Source organism: Roseitranquillus sediminis (assembly GCF_016918935.1).
GTDB classification, from domain to species: Bacteria; Pseudomonadota; Alphaproteobacteria; order Rhodobacterales; family Rhodobacteraceae; genus Roseitranquillus; species Roseitranquillus sediminis.
In genome coordinates this window covers 217,718-232,755 of record NZ_JAFFOB010000018.1, presented here as the reverse complement: position 1 = coordinate 232,755, position 15,038 = coordinate 217,718, and the positions used below count along the sequence as shown (strand labels likewise).

The window sequence follows — 15,038 nt, the reverse complement described above, 5'->3', positions numbered from 1 at the left end:
CCCAATGTCGAGCGTCGGGAGATGAGCGCGGGCAACACCGAGGCGCGCCGCGGTTTCTTCGCGATCTTTCCATCGATCATGCTGCCGATGTTCCTTGCGGTCATCGATCAGACGATCGTGGCGACCGCCCTGCCCGCGATCGCGGGGTCCCTCGGCGGCGTGGACCGGCTGAGCTGGGTGGTCGTCGCCTACCTCGTCTCGACCACCATCGCGGCGCCGATCTACGGCCGGCTCGGCGACGCGTTCGGCCGGCGCCGCCTGATCTTCGTGGCGCTCGGGCTCTACATGGGCGCCTCGGTCCTCTGCGCGGCGGCGCAGTCGATCGACATGCTGACCGCGGCGCGGGTGCTGCAGGGGCTCGGCGGAGGCGGCCTGATGACGCTGTCGCAGGCGATGATAGGCGAGACGGTCGCGCCGCGCGAGCGGGCCCGCTACCAGGGCTATCTTTCGGCCGTGGCGGTGACCGCGAGCGCTTTCGGTCCTGTCGCGGGCGGCTTCCTGACCGAGCATCTGGGCTGGCGGTCGGTGTTCCTGGTGAACCTGCCGCTCGGCGTTCTCGCCGCCATTCTGGCGCTGCGCCTGCCGCGCCGCGCGGGCAATGGCGAGGCGTTCCGCTTCGACTTCCAGGGCGTCATCCTCTTCGCGACCTTCATCACCACGACGCTGGTCATGCTCCAGCGCATGCAGGAGGCGGTGACGGGGCAGTGGGTGCTGCCGGCAGTGTTGGGCGCGTCGGCCGTCGCGGCGCTGCTCCTGCTCATCCGGCGGGAGGGGCGCGCGCCATCGCCACTGCTGCCGCTGCCGCTCTTGCGCGACCCGGCGATCTGGCGCTGCGATGCGCTGGCGATGTGCCACGGCGCGACGCTCGTGTCGCTCATCACCTTTCTGCCGCTCTTCTTCAGGATGGCGCACGGACTCTCGGCGGCGGAGATCGGCTTCCTGTTGCTGCCACTGACCGCCGGCATCGGGGCGGGATCGATCGTCACCGGCCGGATCGTGAGCCGGACCGGGCGGAGCGCGATCTTCCCTTCCTGGGGACTGACGGTGGCGGCGGTGCTGCTCGCCGCTCTCGCATTCGCATCGCCGATGCTCAGTCCCGGCGCCGTTTCGCTCAGCTTCGGCGCGGTCTCGATCTTCATGGGCACCGTGATGGGCGTCGTGCAGCTGACGGTGCAGCTCGCCGCCGGCGCGCATCAGCTGGGCGCCGGCGCGGCGACGGTACAGTTCTCGCGCTCGCTGGGGGCGGCCCTCGGAACGGCGCTGGTCGGGATGACCCTGTTCCTGACACTGGCGCTGGCGAGCCCGATGGCGGGCGAGGCGTTCGCGCTGATCCTGCAGGGCGGTCCGGACGCGGTGGCGAGCCTGACCGAGGCTCAGCGTGCGGCCGTCGAGTCGGGTCTCGACCGCGCTTTCCGCAACGCGTTCCTCTGCACGGCGGCCTTTTCGGCCATCGGCGCTGTGCTGGCGTGGTCGCTGCCTGTCAGGCGGATATGAGCGGGATCAGGCGACGTTCTCGAGCGCGGCCGGCGGGGCGAGGCCCAGCGCATGGACAACGTCGCGGGTCAGGAAGGGCTTGTTGAGCGTGTAGAAGTGCAGGTGCTCGACCCCGCCCTCCAGAAGCTCGGTGCAGAGATCCGTGCAGAGCGCCGTGGCAAGAACGTCGGCGGAGCCGTCCCGCTCCGCCGTCTCGAAGGCCCGCGGCACCCACTCGGGAACATGCGCGCCGCAGCGGGCGGCGAAGCGGGCGGTCCCGGCCCAGTTCTCGATCGGCAGGATCCCGGGGAGGATTGGCGCGTCGATGCCGGCCGCAACGCAGGCATCGCGGAAGCGGAAGAAGGTCTCGGGCTCGAAGAAGAACTGTGTGATCGCCGAAGTCGCGCCCGCGTCGATCTTGCGCTTGAGCCACTCGACGTCGGCGCCGTCGTGCGCGGCATCGGGATGCGGGTCCGGATAGGCGCCGACGCGGATCTCGAAGTCGCCCGCCTCGGCGAGGGCCGAGACCAGCTCGCAGCTGTCCGCGAATCCCTCCGGGTGCGGCCGGAATCCGGTCGAGGCGTCCGACGGATCGCCCCGCAGTGCCACCAGCTGGCGCACGCCGGCGTCGGCATAGCTGCGAGCGATGGCAAGCGTCTCCTCGCGCGAGGCATCGACGCAGGTCAGGTGCGCCGCAACCTCGAGGCCGTAGTGCTTACCGATCGTCGTCACTGCCTCGTGCGTCAGCTCGCGCGTTGTGCCACCCGCGCCGTAGGTGACCGACACGAACGACGGGTCGAGCGGGGCGAGCGTCCGGATCGTGTCCCACAGGCGAAACGACGCCGGCAGGGACTTCGGCGGAAAGAACTCGAACGAGACGGTGGTCATCGGTCAACTCCGGGGCTGTTGTCCCCCTTGTGTCACGTGTGGATGAGTGAAACAAATTCATAATTCTCAAGATCGACATGAGGCGCGCCGATGCATATCGAGTTCCGCCATCTCCGCACCATCAAGGCGATCCACGACGCGGGCGGCATGTCGCGCGCCGCCGACCTGCTCAACACGACGCAGTCCGCACTGAGCCACCAGGTCAAGGGGATCGAGGCGCAGGCGGGGGTGGAGCTCTTCGTGCGGCGGTCGAAGCCGCTCAAGCTCTCCGCGGCGGGTCACCGCCTGCTGAGGCTGGCAGAGCGGATCCTGCCCGAGATCGAGGCGCTGGAGCAGGACTTCGCGGGCCTCCGTTCGGGCAACGTGGGGCGAATGCACATCGCGATCGAATGCCACGCCTGCTTCGAATGGCTGTTCCCGGTGCTGGAACGGTTCCGCAAGAGCTGGCCCGAGGTCGATGTCGACATCCGCCCGGGACTCGCCTTCGGGGCGCTGCCGGCGCTCCAGCGCGAGGAGGTGGACCTCGTCGTCTCGTCCGACCCCGAGAACCTGCCCGGCGTCACCTTCACGCCGCTCTTCGACTACGAGGCGGTTTTCGTCGCGGCCGCGTCGCATCCGCTGGCGGCGAAGCCGTTCGTCGAGGCCGAAGACTTCCGCGACCAGACGCTCATCACCTATCCGGTTGAGCGTCCGCGGCTCGACGTCTTCAGCCAGCTCCTGATCCCCGCGCGGGTGGAGCCGGCGGGGGTGCGGCAGGTGGAGCTGACCGCGGTCATCCTGCTGCTGGTCGCGTCGCAGCGAGGGGTCTCGGTCCTGCCGGACTGGGTGGTGCGCGAGGTGCGTTACTCCTCCGACTACGTGACCCGGCCCCTGACCCGGAACGGGATCGTGCGGCGGCTTTACGCTGCGACCCGCACCGCGGACGTGGGCAAGCCCTACATGGCCGACCTCCTGGCGCTCGCCAACGAGATCCCCTCCGCCATGCGCGGCGCGGCGCAGGAGCCTGCACCGGCAGACCTCGTCTGAGGGACTCCCGACGGCAGGTCCCTAGCGCCGGCGGCGCAGCGAGAATGCGATGCTGTTCGCCGACGTCAGCCTCCACGCGCCGCTTTCCATCCCGGCGCGGCGTCGCTATACGGCGCCCTCGCTTGCTGGGGAGACGACGGTATGCAGGGCAGCGCCAACCTCAACGTGATGATCAAGGCCGCGCGCAAGGCCGGGCGCAGCCTCGTCAAGGACTTCCGCGAGGTCGAGAACCTGCAGGTCAGTGCCAAGGGCGCCGGCGACTTCGTCAGCCGCGCCGACTTCGCCTCGGAGAAGATCATCCGCGACGAGCTGACCGGCGCCCGACCAAACTACGGCTGGGTCGGCGAGGAGAGCGAGCCGGTGGCGGGCGAGGATCCGACCCGCCGCTGGATCGTCGACCCGCTCGACGGCACGACGAACTTTCTCCACGGCCTGCCGCACTGGTGCATCTCGATCGGGCTCGAGCACAAGGGCGAGGTCGTGGCGGGCGTCATCTTCGACCCGGCCAAGGACGAGATGTTCGTCGCCGAGAAGGGGCAGGGCGCCTGGCTCAACGAGACGCGGCTCCGGGTCTCGAAGCGCAACCGCATGACCGAGGCGGTCTTCGGCGCGAGCCTCCCGGCCTCCAACCGCCACAACCTCCCGCAGACGCTGCAGGAGACGGCGCGCCTGCTGCCCGCCTGCGCCGGCATCCGGCAGTGGGGCGCGGCGGCCCTCGACCTCGCCTATGTGGCGGCGGGCCGCTTCGACGGCTTCTGGCAACGCGGGCTTAGCGCGTGGGACGTGGCCGCGGGCATCGTCATCATCCGCGAGGCCGGCGGCTTCGTCGAGACGATCTCCCCCGACGGCAACCCTGTCGAGGACCGCGAGATCGTTGCGGGCAGCTCTGCGATCTTCGACGGCTTCACGCGGACGATCCGGGGCTGAACCCTCAGCGGCGGCGGCCCGTGCGCGGGACCGATGTGCGGACCATCCGATAGGGCGCCTCGGGATGCGGCGGGTGCCCATGCGTGCGCGCCCAGTAGGCCGGGCCGCCGCGCCTGAGCCAGAGCGGCAGCGCCAGCACCACGCCCGCGACGAAGCCGCCGGCATGGGCCCAATAGGCCACCCCGCCTACTCCCGGCGGACTTGCGGTGCCAGCGGCGAGCTGCAGTGCGAACCAGAGGCCGAGCATCAGCCAGGCCGGCACCGGCACGATGCGGAAGATGAAGACGAGGATCACCAGCACGTCGACCCGCGCCCGCGGAAACATCAGCACGTAGGCGCCCATGACCGCTGCGATCGCGCCCGACGCGCCCACCATCGGGATCTGCGACGCGGGCTCGCTCACCACTTGCGCCAGCCCCGCGCCGATGCCGCCGGCGAGGTAGAACAGCAGATAGCGCAGATGGCCCATCTCGTCCTCGAGGTTGTCGCCGAAGATCCACAGGAACAACATGTTTCCCCCCAGGTGCATCAGCCCGCCGTGGAGGAACATCGAGGTCAGGAGCCGTGGCGCCGACGCGTCGGCCGGAATCAGGGCCCAGCGATCGAAAAAGACCAGCGTGGCCCGCGGATCGGCCAGCAGCGGCGCATAGGAAATGAAGATCGAGACATTGGCCGCGATCAGCAGGTAGGTCACGAACGGCGTGCGCTGCGACGGGTTGTGATCGCGGATCGGGAACATCTCCCGCAAGCTGTGGCCGCTGTCCCCCATGGTCAAGGCGCGCTTGACAGCCGGCCTCGGAGCCGCACTCTCGGCCGCATGCTTCTGCGGCCAATCGCCCTGCTACTCGCACTCGCCGGTCCCGCTGCGGCGGACTGCAGGCTCGCGCCAGACTTCGGCACCCGCCAGACGGCGCTTCTGACCGAAGCCAGGAGCGCGCCCGACGCGGAGGCGGGGCGAGCGGTGAACGAGCGCCTGCGGCACCTGCGACTGTCTGCTCCCGACGCCCGGGCGCAGGAGCTGCTGGACCAGGGTATCGAGCGACGGGAGGTATTCGACCTTCACGGGGCCCGCGCATCTTTCGATGCGCTCGTGGACTATTGTTCAGACTACGGCGAAGGCTTCCACCAGCGTGCGCAGGTCTTCATGCTGCTGCGCGACCCTGCGGCCGCGCTCGCCGATTTCGAACGGGCGCTGGAGGTCGAGCGTCTTCACGCAGCGGCGCGAGCGGGCAGGGCGCTGGCACTGATGGACCTGGGGCGCATGCGCGACGCGCAGGCGGAGCTGCGCGCAGCGCTGGCGCTGAACCCTTGGCTGCCCGAGCGCTCCCTGATCGTTGAGCCGCGCTGAACCACGGTTGCCCCGGCCGGAGCCGGCTGTATGGTCGGCCGGGGCCCGCGTGGTGGAATGGTAGACACCGGGGACTTAAAATCCCCTGGCTTCGGCCGTGCCGGTTCGAATCCGGCCGCGGGCACCAGACGACGCAACTACTCCTGCTGCTCCCTCAGTTTCGACGCGAGGAAGCGGTGCGTGTCATGCCCGTAGATGCCGTCTACCGGAGAGATTCCGTTTTGTTTCTGAAACGCAGCGACGGAATCCGCGAAATCCGCGGTGAACGAGACGTCTAGTGGGCCGTCATAGGCACCCGCTCTCTGCAGGGCATTCTTTACCGACGTGATCGGCAGGCCAAGCTGAAAGAGCACGTTGCGGGTTGCCGTCTCCTGCCTCGACAGGCGCTCCGCCTCGGGGAGTTCCCACAATTCCTTGGCATTTGCGTCGTTTTCCCTTTGCCGGTCGGCCCGCTCCCACTCGCTGAGCAGCTTCTCCTGCTCGGTCCACAAGTCGGCGCCCCTGAAGAAGCTCTCCTCGATGCCGTAGACCTTCTTCTTTACCTCGTGGATCTCCTTTTCGATCTTCTTGAAGCTGACCTCGAGATCTCTGTACTTCAGCTGAGAGATCGAGGGCAGCAAAGCGCAGACGATCGCGAGGACGAACCAGTAGATGGCCTAGTCGCGCAGTTCCTCCGACGGCGCGAATAGAAAGAGATAGACGAAGACGCCGAACGCGATCGCCGAGAACCCATAGCCTATCCAGGTGATCTTGTTCAGCGGGACGCCTCCGCGGCAACGGCGGGCCTGTCAAGGTCCAACCGGCCCGCCATCCTAACAGCTTCCTTCGCAGATCCGGCTCCGGTCAAGGCCGGCACCGCCTGCGTCAGGCAAACTGCTCGCTGGCGTAGACGGCGAGCACCGCCCGCTCGAGCCGGGCAACACCGGCGTAGAGAGTGCATGCCGTGAGCGAAACGACGGCGACGGCGCTCCACAACATGCCGTAGTCGGACAGCGACGCCGAGAGCGCCATGAGGCTTCCGACACCGATGCCGGTCGCCAGCCACTCGACCACCGTGGCGGCGAGGATCGCGGCGGGCACGGCCATCCGCGCGGCGGCAAAGAAGGCGGGCAGCATCGCCGGAACCTGCGCCAGCATCAGGCGCTGCAGGCGGCTCGACGCATAGCTGTCGAACACGTCGATCACCTGGCCTGGCGCCTGCCTCAGCCCGTGCAGGCAGGCGACGAAGGTGGGAAAGAAGATCATCACCGCGACCAGCGTGATCGTGCCAAGCGCACCGCGTCCGAGCAGCAGGATGATGAGCGGTGCGGTGGTGACGATCGGCACCGACCGCAGTGCAACCGCCACCGGCATGGCCACGGCGGCAATCGGCGGAACCAGCACGATCGCGGCCGCAATCAGTGCGCCGAGGGCGAGCCCGGCGAAATAGCCCGGCAGCGTCACGGCCATCGTCTCGGCCAACGCCCAGAAGAGCGTCGCCCGATGCTCCGCCGCCTGCGGTGCGGTGACGAGAAAGCGCCAGACGTCGTCGGGCCGCTTGGCGAAGAACGGGTTGAGGCCGAAAAGGTCCATCAGGCCGGTCCAGAGCGCCAGGACAAGCACCGCGATCAGCGCGAGATGGGCGAATCCGCCGGCTACACGGCGTGGTCCCACCGCGCCGCCCGGCGAGACGGGCGCGGCGAGGATTACCGGCGGCGGGCCCGACGAGAGCTGCCGACCAATCCAGCCCACGCCCGCGTAGGCGGCGACCGATACGCCTGCGGCGAGCGTCGCCAGCGACCAGGTTCCCGGAACGTCGAGTCCCCGCATGGCGCGGATGGTGAGCACGCCGAGGCCGCGCTCGGCGCCGGTGAACTCACCCACCATCGCGCCGAGGATCGCCGCCGGCGCCGCGATCTGCAGGCCCGCCACGAGGTAGGGCAGGGCGGCCGCCGCGCGGACCTGAACCAGCTCGGTCCAGCGGCCGCGGCCATAGCTGCGGATGACGTCGAACCAGGTCGCGGGTGCGGCGCGGAGCCCGACGAGGAGCGGCACGAACGTGGTGTAGTAGACGGCGAGCGCCGCCAGCGTGACCTGCGGCCCCACGCCCGGCCCGAAGAGCACGCGCAGGATCGGCCCGGTGGCGACCAGCGGCAGGCAGAAGACCAGCAGCGCGAGCGCCGCGATCGTCCGCTCCAGTCGTGGCGTGAGGATCACGATCAGGGCGAGCGCCATTGCCGCGAGGTTGCCGATGACGAAGCCCGCCGCCGCCTCCGCCAGCGTGGCGGCAAGCGCGCGACCCATCAGGCCGGGATTCTGCGCCAGGTAAGCGAGCACCTCCGTCGGACTCGCCAGCAGGAACGCGCCGGACAACGCCCGCGCCGACAGCTCCCACCCCGCGAAGACCAGCAGGATTCCGTTCACGCTTCCGAGACGGCCCGAAGCCGTTAAACGCGCGAGTGTCGCGTCGATCATTCGGCGGCGAGCGGTCGTTCCGCGGCGGCGAACCCGGCGGAGAGCGCGGCGGACACCCGCTCGGTCAGCGCGCGGAACGCGTCGCTCAGCGCGATGTCGGCGCGGCGCGGGCGCGGCAGGTCCACCGTCACGTCCTCGACCACGTCGGCCGGGCGGGGCGAGAAGACGAGGACCCGGTCGGCGATCATCACCGCCTCGGTCACCGAATGCGTGACGAAGAGCGTCGTGGTGCCGCGCGCCTCCCAAAGCCGGGGCAGATCCTGCGCCAGGCGCTGCCGCGTAAGCTCGTCCACCGCCCCGAACGGCTCGTCGAGCAGCAGGAGGCCCGGCCGCGTCACGAGGCACCGGGCGATGGCGGCGCGCTGGCGCATGCCGCCGGAAAGTGCGGCGGGCCGGCTGCCGGCGAACCCGTCGAGCCCCACCAGCCCGATGAGCCGCGCCACCGCCTCCTCGTCGGCAGGTTGCCGCGCGAGGCGCAGCGCCAGCGCCACGTTGCCGCGCACCGTGCGCCAGGGCAGCAGCGACGGGTCCTGGAAGCCGACCGCGAGCCCCGCGCGACGCCGGACAGCGAGGGGCGTCTCGCCACCGATCTCGACCCTGCCGGTGGTCGGAGCCTCCAGCCCCGCGATGAGGCGCAGCAACGTCGACTTGCCGCAGCCCGACGGGCCGACAAGCGCCGTCGTCTCACCCGCCGCGAAAGTCAGGTCGAGCGGCCGAACCGCCTCGACCGCGCCGCCGCGCCCGTAGAACGTCCGGGAGAGACCGCGGCACGTGACCTCGGGCGGTGCCGCGGGGTGCCGCTCAGCTGCCATGGACCTCTTCGAGGATCGACCTGTCCCAGAGGTCCGGCGTCACCTGCCGTCCAAGAAGCGCCAGCGTCTCGACGTTGGCCTCCACCGTCTCGTCCGTCCACCAGCCAAAGCCGTGCTGCTCGGTCAGGTCCGAGAACATCAGCGGCACCTGAAGCTCGGCCTGCAACCGCTGCGTCTCGATGTCGAGGCCGGCGTCCGGGAACTTGGCCACCGTCAGCGCCGCGGCGGCGTCGGTGTCCTGTCGGTACGCATTCCACCCCTCCACCTCGCCGCGGATCAGGCCCACCAACTCGTTGCGGCGGTTGGCGAGGCTGTCCTCGGTCGCGATGTAGGTCTGCGAATGCACCGCGTAGCCGTAGTCCGCCATCAGCATCGTCACGCTGTCGACACCCTGTATCGCCATCGCCACCGGCAGGTCGGTCAGCCAGCAGAGCAGGCAGTCGACCTCGCCCGCCAGCAGCGGCGCGGCGGAGTACTGGGTCGGGACGATCTCGATCTCCTCGATCGGCACGCCGTTCAGCGTGCAAAGCGCCTGCAGCACGGGCGTGTTCGCCAGCGCCATACCGATCCGCTTGCCGACGAGGTCGGCCGGCTCGCGCACCGGGTTGCCGGGCAGGGAGGCGATGGTGAAGGGGTTCTTCTGCATCGCCACGAGAATGATCTTGAAAGGCGCGCCGTTCTCGACCGCGGCCGCGGTGTAGTCGGCCGCCGAAATCCCCACCAGCGCCTGACCCGCGACCACCGGCGGCTCGACTGGCGCGTTGGGTCCGCCGGGGGTGAGGGCGACCTCCAGCCCCTCGTCCGCCCAGAGACCCTGTTCCTGCGCGATGTAGCTGCCCGCGAACTGCACCGAGTGCAGCCACGAAAGCTGGAGCGTGACTGGCGTCTGCGCGAAAAGCGGCGCCGGTCGCATCAGTCCCGCCGCTGCTCCGGCGCCGCCAAGCGCCAGCAGGTGGCGCCGTGTGAGGCCGATCTTCGTCATGTGATGCTCCCTCATCCCTCTTTCGAACTTACTCTGACGACCGCGTTCGGCAAGCGCCGCTCACCTGGCGGCTCCGCGGCCGGTCGCGGCCACGGCCAGCCCCGGCAGGCTCGCCGCCACCAGCGTCAGGCCAAAGGCGACGCTGGCGGCGATGCCGGCCGCGGGCGTGGCGCCGACGAGGGGCCAGAGCGCGGCGGTGGCGCCCTCTCTCAGGCCCCAGCCGCCGATCGACACCGGCAGCAGCATCGTCGCGAGGATCAGCGGCACCACCGCCGTCGCCGCCGCGAACGAGAGGTTGGTGCCCGTCGCCTCGGCGCAGAAGGCGAAGGCGGCAAGGTTGCACGCCACCGTGCCGGCGCTGAGAGCAAGCTGGCGCGGCCAGACCCCGTGCGCGAGCAGCGCGTGCCCCGCGAGACGCGAGAGATTGGCCGGCGGCCCCGGAATCCTTCCGAAGACCGCCGCCACCAGCGCCAGCGCGAGGACGGCGCCCACTGCCGCCAGCGCGACGTGTCCCGCCGATCCCGGCCAGGACAGGCCGCCGCCGACAGCAACGGTCGTCGCCACGGCCACGATCATGACGGCGAAGAGCGCCGCCTGTCCCGCCAGCCGCTCGAGCACCACGGCCTGACCGGCCCGCGCCAACCCGGCCTCGTGGCGCGCCCGCACCGCCCGGCCGGCATCGCCGAGGACGCCGCCAGGCAGCGTCTGGTTAACGAACTGCGCGAGGTAATACTCCGAAACCGCCCGCATCACGCCGATCCGCTGGCCGAGCTGCGCTGCCGTCAATCGCCAGCGGAGAGCGGAGAGCAGGGTCTGGATGTTGAGCATGACGAAGGCCGCCACCAGCCAGCGCAAATCCGCCTGCCTCAGCCGGGCGAGGGCGTCCGCGCCGTCCACCGCCGCCCAGAGCAGCACCAGCAGACCCACGCTGATCGCGAGCCGCGGCAGCCAGCGCACCAACGGGTGCGGCCTTGCGGCCACGGGTGCGGCAGGCGTGCTCAAGGCGCGGCCGAACTGAAGGCCGCAAGAAACCTGTCGCGAAAGGCGTCCATCCGCCAGACGGGCGCGTCGGCCGCGGGGATGAGGCCCGGCGTCCATCCCCAGTCATCCACACGTTCGACCAGATCAGGCGGCCCGATGACGTGGATCGGGACATCTAGGCTGTCGGACTGTGCGACGAAGCCCGCCGGCTGGTGGTCGCCCAGCACGACCATCAGCGCCGCCCGGTCTGCCTGGCGCAGGGCATAGGACGTGACGGCCTGCAGCGAGTAATCGATCGCCTGCCGGTACTGGTCGCGCACCCGGTCGCGGTCGCGCCACACCACAGCAGGCGGGTCGCCGGAGGTCGCCCACGCATCGAAGATGCGGCCGTCGCCCACATCATCCCACGGAATCATCGGCGGGATCGGCACCCATGGCGCGTGCGACGAGATGAGCGCCGCCTGCGCGAAGACCGGGCGCGGGTCCGGCACGTTGCGCACGAGCCGGTCGAGCATCGTGAGCGTGTACTGGTCTGGCATCGTCACCCAGTTGAACGGCTGCCCGAGGTAGCCGAGCTCCGTCGCCGGCAAAACGGTTTCGAAGCCCATCCGTTCGACCTCGGGCCAATCGAGCGTGATCGCCGGCATCACCACGGCGGTTCGATACCCGGACTCGGCCGCGACGTGGGCGAGGGTGCGGCGAGGGCTGGCCAGCATCGCGCGATAGCGGGTCTGGTCCGAGATCCAGAGGCCCGAGCCGACTGTGGCATGAGCCAGCCAGCTCTGCCCGCCCGACATCGGCGCCGTGAGCCAGCCGGACCGCATCGCGAGACCGGCCTCGCGCAGCTCCCGCTCGGCGGTGGCGAGCGTCTGCCGGTGCGTCGGCGCGTAGAGCGGGTTCTCCAGGCTGGACCGGCCATAGCTCTCGATGAAGAGGAGAAGGATGTCGCGGTCGCCGACGCGGTCGAGGAGCGGTCCGGCGTCGGCGAACGGATCACGCCGCGCCGCCGCCGCGAAGTCGCGTAGCTCGGCCAGCGTGTCGACCGCGCGCGTCACGCGCTCCCACGCCACGCGCGCGGTGAAGGCAGTGCCCGGCGGATCGAACGGCAGCCGCCAATGCCGCGCGACGTGGCCGACCTCCGCCGCCGCGAAGAGCGTCGCCGTCAGGCCGAAGACCGCCGCTCCGGCTCGCACCCGGCGCGACGGCGTCAGCGCCGCCCACCGTCCCGTCGACCACCAGAGCGCGGCAGTCGCCAGCAGGATCATCGCCAGCAGTGCCGCCACCGCGACTGCCGCCCGCAGCGTACCGACCGCGCCCGAGGCGAGACGCCAGCCGGCCTCGGCCAGGTGCAGGTCGACGATGATGTTGAAGCGCCGGTTGTACGCGACGTAGGTGCCGAAATCGGCGAGCTTGTGCAGTGCGATCGCCATCAGCACGGCCACGAGCGCCAGCCGCACGCCCCGGGCCACGCGCGTGTCCGCGGGAACGGCGATGAGCAGGGCCAGGATCGCCGGCAACTCAAGCGGAAAGAGGAAGAGCGCCTGCCACGTCATCGCGGCCGGGTGGTTCGGCTGGATCAGCACGAGGTGAAGCGTCAGCGCCGCCAGCGCCAGCGCCCCCGCATTCCGCGCCGGCCTCGCCGTCAGCTCGGGTTGCGTCGACGCCAGAGCCACGCGATGTCCATGGAGAACGACCAGACGAGAAGCAGCGCCGCGACGCTCGCGAGCAGCTGCGCGAACGGCGGCTGCACCGGCGGCGCCAGCAGCGCGATCAGCGCGCCGAGCTGCACGACGCAGATCACCTTGCGCCTCAGCCGCGGCGGCAGCGGGGCGCGCAACCAGGTTACGAGCCCGACGCCGGCGACGAAGGCATAACGCGCCAGTCCCAGCACCATGATCCAAGGTCCGACCTTGTCCGCCTGCCATACGAGTAACGCGAGGATCAGCGCCAGCGCCGCGTCGACCTCGACGTCGAAGCGGGCGCCGAAGTCGGAGGAGAGGCCGCTGCGCCGGGCGAGCCAGCCGTCGAACCCGTCGAGCGCGAGCGCGACGACCGCGATCGACAGCGCGGTCCAGGCGAGCCGCTCCTGCGCGTGGAATGCGGCGGGTACGGCCAGCGGTGCGGCCGCCAGCGCCACCAGTGTCGAGCGGAAGTGGGTCACGACATTGCAGAGGCCGAGACGCTCATGCGGATAGCGCAGCCAGAGCCCGAGTAGGGCGCCTCCGGTCAGCAGCGCGAAGACTGCCAGCGGCAGCGCCTGCGCCGCACCGCGCGGCCAGATCGCGCCGGCGGCGACGATCAGAAAGACGAGGTTGAACGCCGCAACGAGCGCGAAGCGGCCGACGATCACATGCTGCGGCGGCCCGAAGCTCGGGCGCCGAAGAAAGCCATGAGATCCCTCGATCTGGGTCATCAGCCGTCACCTAGCGTCGCGCCAGCGCGGTCAATGGCGCGACACGAACGTTGCAGACCTAGATGCAGGAGCTAGGGTTGTGCAACGGTTATCGGAGGCCACCCAATGAGCGCAGCCGCCACGGGGTATCGGACGACTGCCCGCCTGCTGCACTGGCTGGTGGCGCTGCTCATCCTGTCGACGCTTCCCGTGGGACAGGCGATGGTGCAGGAGGGGCTGTCGCGGCCGGTGCAGGATGCGCTCTTCATCTATCACAAGAATGTGGGCGTCATCATCCTGCTGCTGATGCTGCTGCGCTTGGGGTACCGCCTCACCCATCGCGCGCCGCCGCTGCCGCCGCACATGCCCGACTGGCAGCGGATCGTCGCGCGAACTACCCACGTGGCGCTCTACGTCCTCGTCTTCGTGCAGGCGATCAGCGGCTATGTCAGAGTCGAGGCCGGCGGCTTTCCGATCGAGATGCTGGACGCGCTGGGCGTGCCGCCGCTGGTTCCTCGCTCGGAACCGCTTGCCGACGCGGCGAAGGCGACTCATGCGGTCACGCGGCTGTTGCTCGTTCCGGTAATCCTCCTGCACATCGGCGCGGCGCTCCAGCACGCGCTCTGGCAGCGCGACGGCGTCTTCTCCCGCATGTGGCCGCCTATCGCGCGCTAGCGCGGCGGCAGGCGGACGCGGGCGCGCAGCGGGCAATGGTCCGATGTGGCGCGGATCGCCTGCGTGTCGGGAACTTCAGGTGTCTCCACGACCGCGCCACCGCTGGCGAGGATGCGATCGAGCGGCAGGATGGGCCGCACCGCGGGAAAGGTGGCGCGCGCCGGGCCGCGTAGGTCGAGCCCAGTCACCCGGCGCGAGAAGGCGAGGCCGAGCCACGGGCGCCACTCGTTAAGGTCGCCGATGAGCAACGTCGGCAGCGGGTCGCGGCGCCGCAGATACTGGCCTATGGTGCGCATCTGCGCCAGGCGCAGCGGTTGCGACAGCGACAGGTGCGTCGCGATCACGCGGAACGCCGCCCTCCCGCGCCGCAGGTCCGCGACGAGCGCGCCGCGCGGATACTGGCCCGGCAGGTCGAGCACCTGCCGCTCGCCCGGCTCGATCGCCGGATGGAGCATCAGGATTGTGCCGAGAAAGCCGTGGCTCTCACGTCCCCAGCGCAGGTCCGGCCGGTCGTGCGCGCTGCCGAGGCCGGTTTCTTCGGCGACCCGCGCAAGGTCGAGGAAGCCGCGGTAGGGCGGCGCTTCCTCGTCGGCCTCGGTCAGGACGAGGATGTCCAGGTCCGGCCGCCATACATCGCGCACCAGCGTTTTCGTGGTGCGGGTGGCGTCGATCCTGCCGTCCCGCCCGCGACCGCGATGGACGTTCCAGGTGGCGCAGAGGAAAGTTTCACCGACCGCACTCATCGCGTTACACCTAAGTCGCGGGGCTCGCGGCGAAAGCCCGAACTCCGCCCGCCGCACAGGAGGATCGCGATGAAGATCACCGTCGATGTCGACTGCACGCCTGAGGAGGCCCGGACGTTCCTCGGCCTGCCGGACGTCAAGCCGATCCAGGACCAGATCATGAAGGAGATGCAGGAGAAGATGGCCGCCGCCACCCGCGCGATGAGCCCGGAGGAGGCCATGAAGATGTGGCTGCCCGCCGGAATGCAGGGCTTCGAGCAGATGCAGAAGCTCTTCTCCCAGATGACGGGCACGCGGCGCGAGTGAAGCGTCTGCCGGCTTGCCGAGAGGAAGTGCC

At 70.2% G+C, this 15,038-nt stretch carries 16 protein-coding genes and 1 tRNA gene; 7 read left to right on the top strand and 10 right to left on the bottom strand.

Features of this window, described 5'->3' with window-relative positions; genetic code table 11:
• The first annotated feature begins 21 nt into the window (after nucleotides 1–21).
• Entirely contained in the window at nucleotides 22–1,494 is a 1,473-nt protein-coding gene (locus tag JM664_RS12990; RefSeq protein ID WP_227420344.1) for an MFS transporter, read from the top strand.
• A gap of 6 nt (nucleotides 1,495–1,500) precedes the next feature.
• On the opposite strand, the gene metF is transcribed toward JM664_RS12990, so the two are convergent.
• A complete protein-coding gene (metF, locus tag JM664_RS12985; protein ID WP_227420343.1) occupies nucleotides 1,501–2,361 on the bottom strand; it encodes a methylenetetrahydrofolate reductase [NAD(P)H] in 861 nt (286 codons plus the stop codon).
• Nucleotides 2,362–2,451: 90 nt separating this feature from the next.
• On the opposite strand from metF, the gene JM664_RS12980 reads away from it, so the two are divergent.
• Nucleotides 2,452–3,387 carry a LysR family transcriptional regulator gene (locus JM664_RS12980; RefSeq protein WP_227420342.1) on the top strand — a complete coding sequence of 312 codons (936 nt, stop codon included), beginning with the start codon at nucleotides 2,452–2,454 and terminating at the stop codon, nucleotides 3,385–3,387.
• A 141-nt stretch (nucleotides 3,388–3,528) separates the two neighbouring features.
• Nucleotides 3,529–4,314: an inositol monophosphatase family protein gene (locus JM664_RS12975; RefSeq protein ID WP_227420341.1), complete on the top strand. Its 786-nt coding sequence runs from the start codon at nucleotides 3,529–3,531 to the stop codon at nucleotides 4,312–4,314.
• 4 nt (nucleotides 4,315–4,318) lie between these two features.
• Here JM664_RS12975 and JM664_RS12970 read toward each other — a convergent pair whose 3' ends face one another.
• Nucleotides 4,319–5,053: a rhomboid family intramembrane serine protease gene (locus tag JM664_RS12970; protein WP_227420340.1), complete on the bottom strand. Its 735-nt coding sequence runs from the start codon at nucleotides 5,051–5,053 to the stop codon at nucleotides 4,319–4,321.
• A 78-nt stretch (nucleotides 5,054–5,131) separates the two neighbouring features.
• On the opposite strand from JM664_RS12970, the gene JM664_RS12965 reads away from it, so the two are divergent.
• Both JM664_RS12965 and JM664_RS12960 read left to right on the top strand, forming a co-directional pair.
• Nucleotides 5,132–5,662, top strand: coding sequence for a tetratricopeptide repeat protein (locus tag JM664_RS12965; RefSeq protein WP_227420339.1), 531 nt, complete (start codon nucleotides 5,132–5,134; stop codon nucleotides 5,660–5,662).
• Nucleotides 5,663–5,705: 43 nt separating this feature from the next.
• Nucleotides 5,706–5,789: transfer RNA gene (locus JM664_RS12960), tRNA-Leu, on the top strand.
• Between the two features lie 10 nt (nucleotides 5,790–5,799).
• Here JM664_RS12960 and JM664_RS12955 read toward each other — a convergent pair.
• From JM664_RS12955 to JM664_RS12925, 7 genes are all read right to left on the bottom strand, one after another.
• Entirely contained in the window at nucleotides 5,800–6,282 is a 483-nt protein-coding gene (locus JM664_RS12955) for a peptidoglycan-binding domain-containing protein (RefSeq protein WP_227420338.1), read from the bottom strand.
• 244 nt (nucleotides 6,283–6,526) lie between these two features.
• Entirely contained in the window at nucleotides 6,527–8,116 is a 1,590-nt protein-coding gene (locus JM664_RS12950; protein ID WP_227420337.1) for an ABC transporter permease, read from the bottom strand.
• Entirely contained in the window at nucleotides 8,113–8,928 is an 816-nt protein-coding gene (locus JM664_RS12945; RefSeq protein WP_227420336.1) for an ABC transporter ATP-binding protein, read from the bottom strand. The genes JM664_RS12950 and JM664_RS12945 overlap by 4 nt, the downstream gene beginning before the upstream one ends.
• A complete protein-coding gene (locus tag JM664_RS12940) occupies nucleotides 8,918–9,910 on the bottom strand; it encodes an ABC transporter substrate-binding protein (protein WP_227420335.1) in 993 nt (330 codons plus the stop codon). The genes JM664_RS12945 and JM664_RS12940 overlap by 11 nt, the downstream gene beginning before the upstream one ends.
• Nucleotides 9,911–9,970: 60 nt before the next feature.
• Nucleotides 9,971–10,867 carry a lysylphosphatidylglycerol synthase transmembrane domain-containing protein gene (locus JM664_RS12935; protein ID WP_227420334.1) on the bottom strand — a complete coding sequence of 299 codons (897 nt, stop codon included), beginning with the start codon at nucleotides 10,865–10,867 and terminating at the stop codon, nucleotides 9,971–9,973.
• Between the two features lie 41 nt (nucleotides 10,868–10,908).
• Nucleotides 10,909–12,564 carry a sulfatase gene (locus JM664_RS12930; RefSeq protein WP_319637535.1) on the bottom strand — a complete coding sequence of 552 codons (1,656 nt, stop codon included), beginning with the start codon at nucleotides 12,562–12,564 and terminating at the stop codon, nucleotides 10,909–10,911.
• Nucleotides 12,534–13,304, bottom strand: a complete 771-nt coding sequence (locus JM664_RS12925) for a CDP-alcohol phosphatidyltransferase family protein (RefSeq protein WP_227420333.1) — start codon at nucleotides 13,302–13,304, stop codon at nucleotides 12,534–12,536. Before JM664_RS12925 ends, JM664_RS12930 begins: the two co-directional genes overlap by 31 nt.
• A gap of 105 nt (nucleotides 13,305–13,409) precedes the next feature.
• On the opposite strand from JM664_RS12925, the gene JM664_RS12920 reads away from it, so the two are divergent.
• Entirely contained in the window at nucleotides 13,410–13,958 is a 549-nt protein-coding gene (locus tag JM664_RS12920) for a cytochrome b (RefSeq protein WP_227420332.1), read from the top strand.
• Here the strand turns inward: JM664_RS12920 and JM664_RS12915 are convergent.
• Nucleotides 13,955–14,701: an endonuclease/exonuclease/phosphatase family protein gene (locus JM664_RS12915; RefSeq protein ID WP_227420331.1), complete on the bottom strand. Its 747-nt coding sequence runs from the start codon at nucleotides 14,699–14,701 to the stop codon at nucleotides 13,955–13,957. The two genes, JM664_RS12920 and JM664_RS12915, sit on opposite strands and share 4 nt — an antisense overlap.
• Before the next feature lie 69 nt (nucleotides 14,702–14,770).
• Between JM664_RS12915 and JM664_RS12910 the strand changes: the two genes are divergently transcribed.
• Nucleotides 14,771–15,007, top strand: a complete 237-nt coding sequence (locus JM664_RS12910) for a DUF6489 family protein (protein ID WP_227420330.1) — start codon at nucleotides 14,771–14,773, stop codon at nucleotides 15,005–15,007.
• Nucleotides 15,008–15,038: the final 31 nt, after the last annotated feature.

Coding starts and splice junctions, on each gene's coding strand:
- JM664_RS12990 (WP_227420344.1), top strand. CDS start 22: ATGAGCGCGGGCAACACCGAGGCGCGCCGCGGTTTCTTCGCGATCTTT.
- metF (WP_227420343.1), bottom strand. CDS start 2,361: ATGACCACCGTCTCGTTCGAGTTCTTTCCGCCGAAGTCCCTGCCGGCG.
- JM664_RS12980 (WP_227420342.1), top strand. CDS start 2,452: ATGCATATCGAGTTCCGCCATCTCCGCACCATCAAGGCGATCCACGAC.
- JM664_RS12975 (WP_227420341.1), top strand. CDS start 3,529: ATGCAGGGCAGCGCCAACCTCAACGTGATGATCAAGGCCGCGCGCAAG.
- JM664_RS12970 (WP_227420340.1), bottom strand. CDS start 5,053: ATGTTCCCGATCCGCGATCACAACCCGTCGCAGCGCACGCCGTTCGTG.
- JM664_RS12965 (WP_227420339.1), top strand. CDS start 5,132: ATGCTTCTGCGGCCAATCGCCCTGCTACTCGCACTCGCCGGTCCCGCT.
- JM664_RS12950 (WP_227420337.1), bottom strand. CDS start 8,116: ATGATCGACGCGACACTCGCGCGTTTAACGGCTTCGGGCCGTCTCGGA.
- JM664_RS12945 (WP_227420336.1), bottom strand. CDS start 8,928: ATGGCAGCTGAGCGGCACCCCGCGGCACCGCCCGAGGTCACGTGCCGC.
- JM664_RS12940 (WP_227420335.1), bottom strand. CDS start 9,910: ATGACGAAGATCGGCCTCACACGGCGCCACCTGCTGGCGCTTGGCGGC.
- JM664_RS12925 (WP_227420333.1), bottom strand. CDS start 13,304: ATGACCCAGATCGAGGGATCTCATGGCTTTCTTCGGCGCCCGAGCTTC.
- JM664_RS12920 (WP_227420332.1), top strand. CDS start 13,410: ATGAGCGCAGCCGCCACGGGGTATCGGACGACTGCCCGCCTGCTGCAC.
- JM664_RS12915 (WP_227420331.1), bottom strand. CDS start 14,701: ATGAGTGCGGTCGGTGAAACTTTCCTCTGCGCCACCTGGAACGTCCAT.
- JM664_RS12910 (WP_227420330.1), top strand. CDS start 14,771: ATGAAGATCACCGTCGATGTCGACTGCACGCCTGAGGAGGCCCGGACG.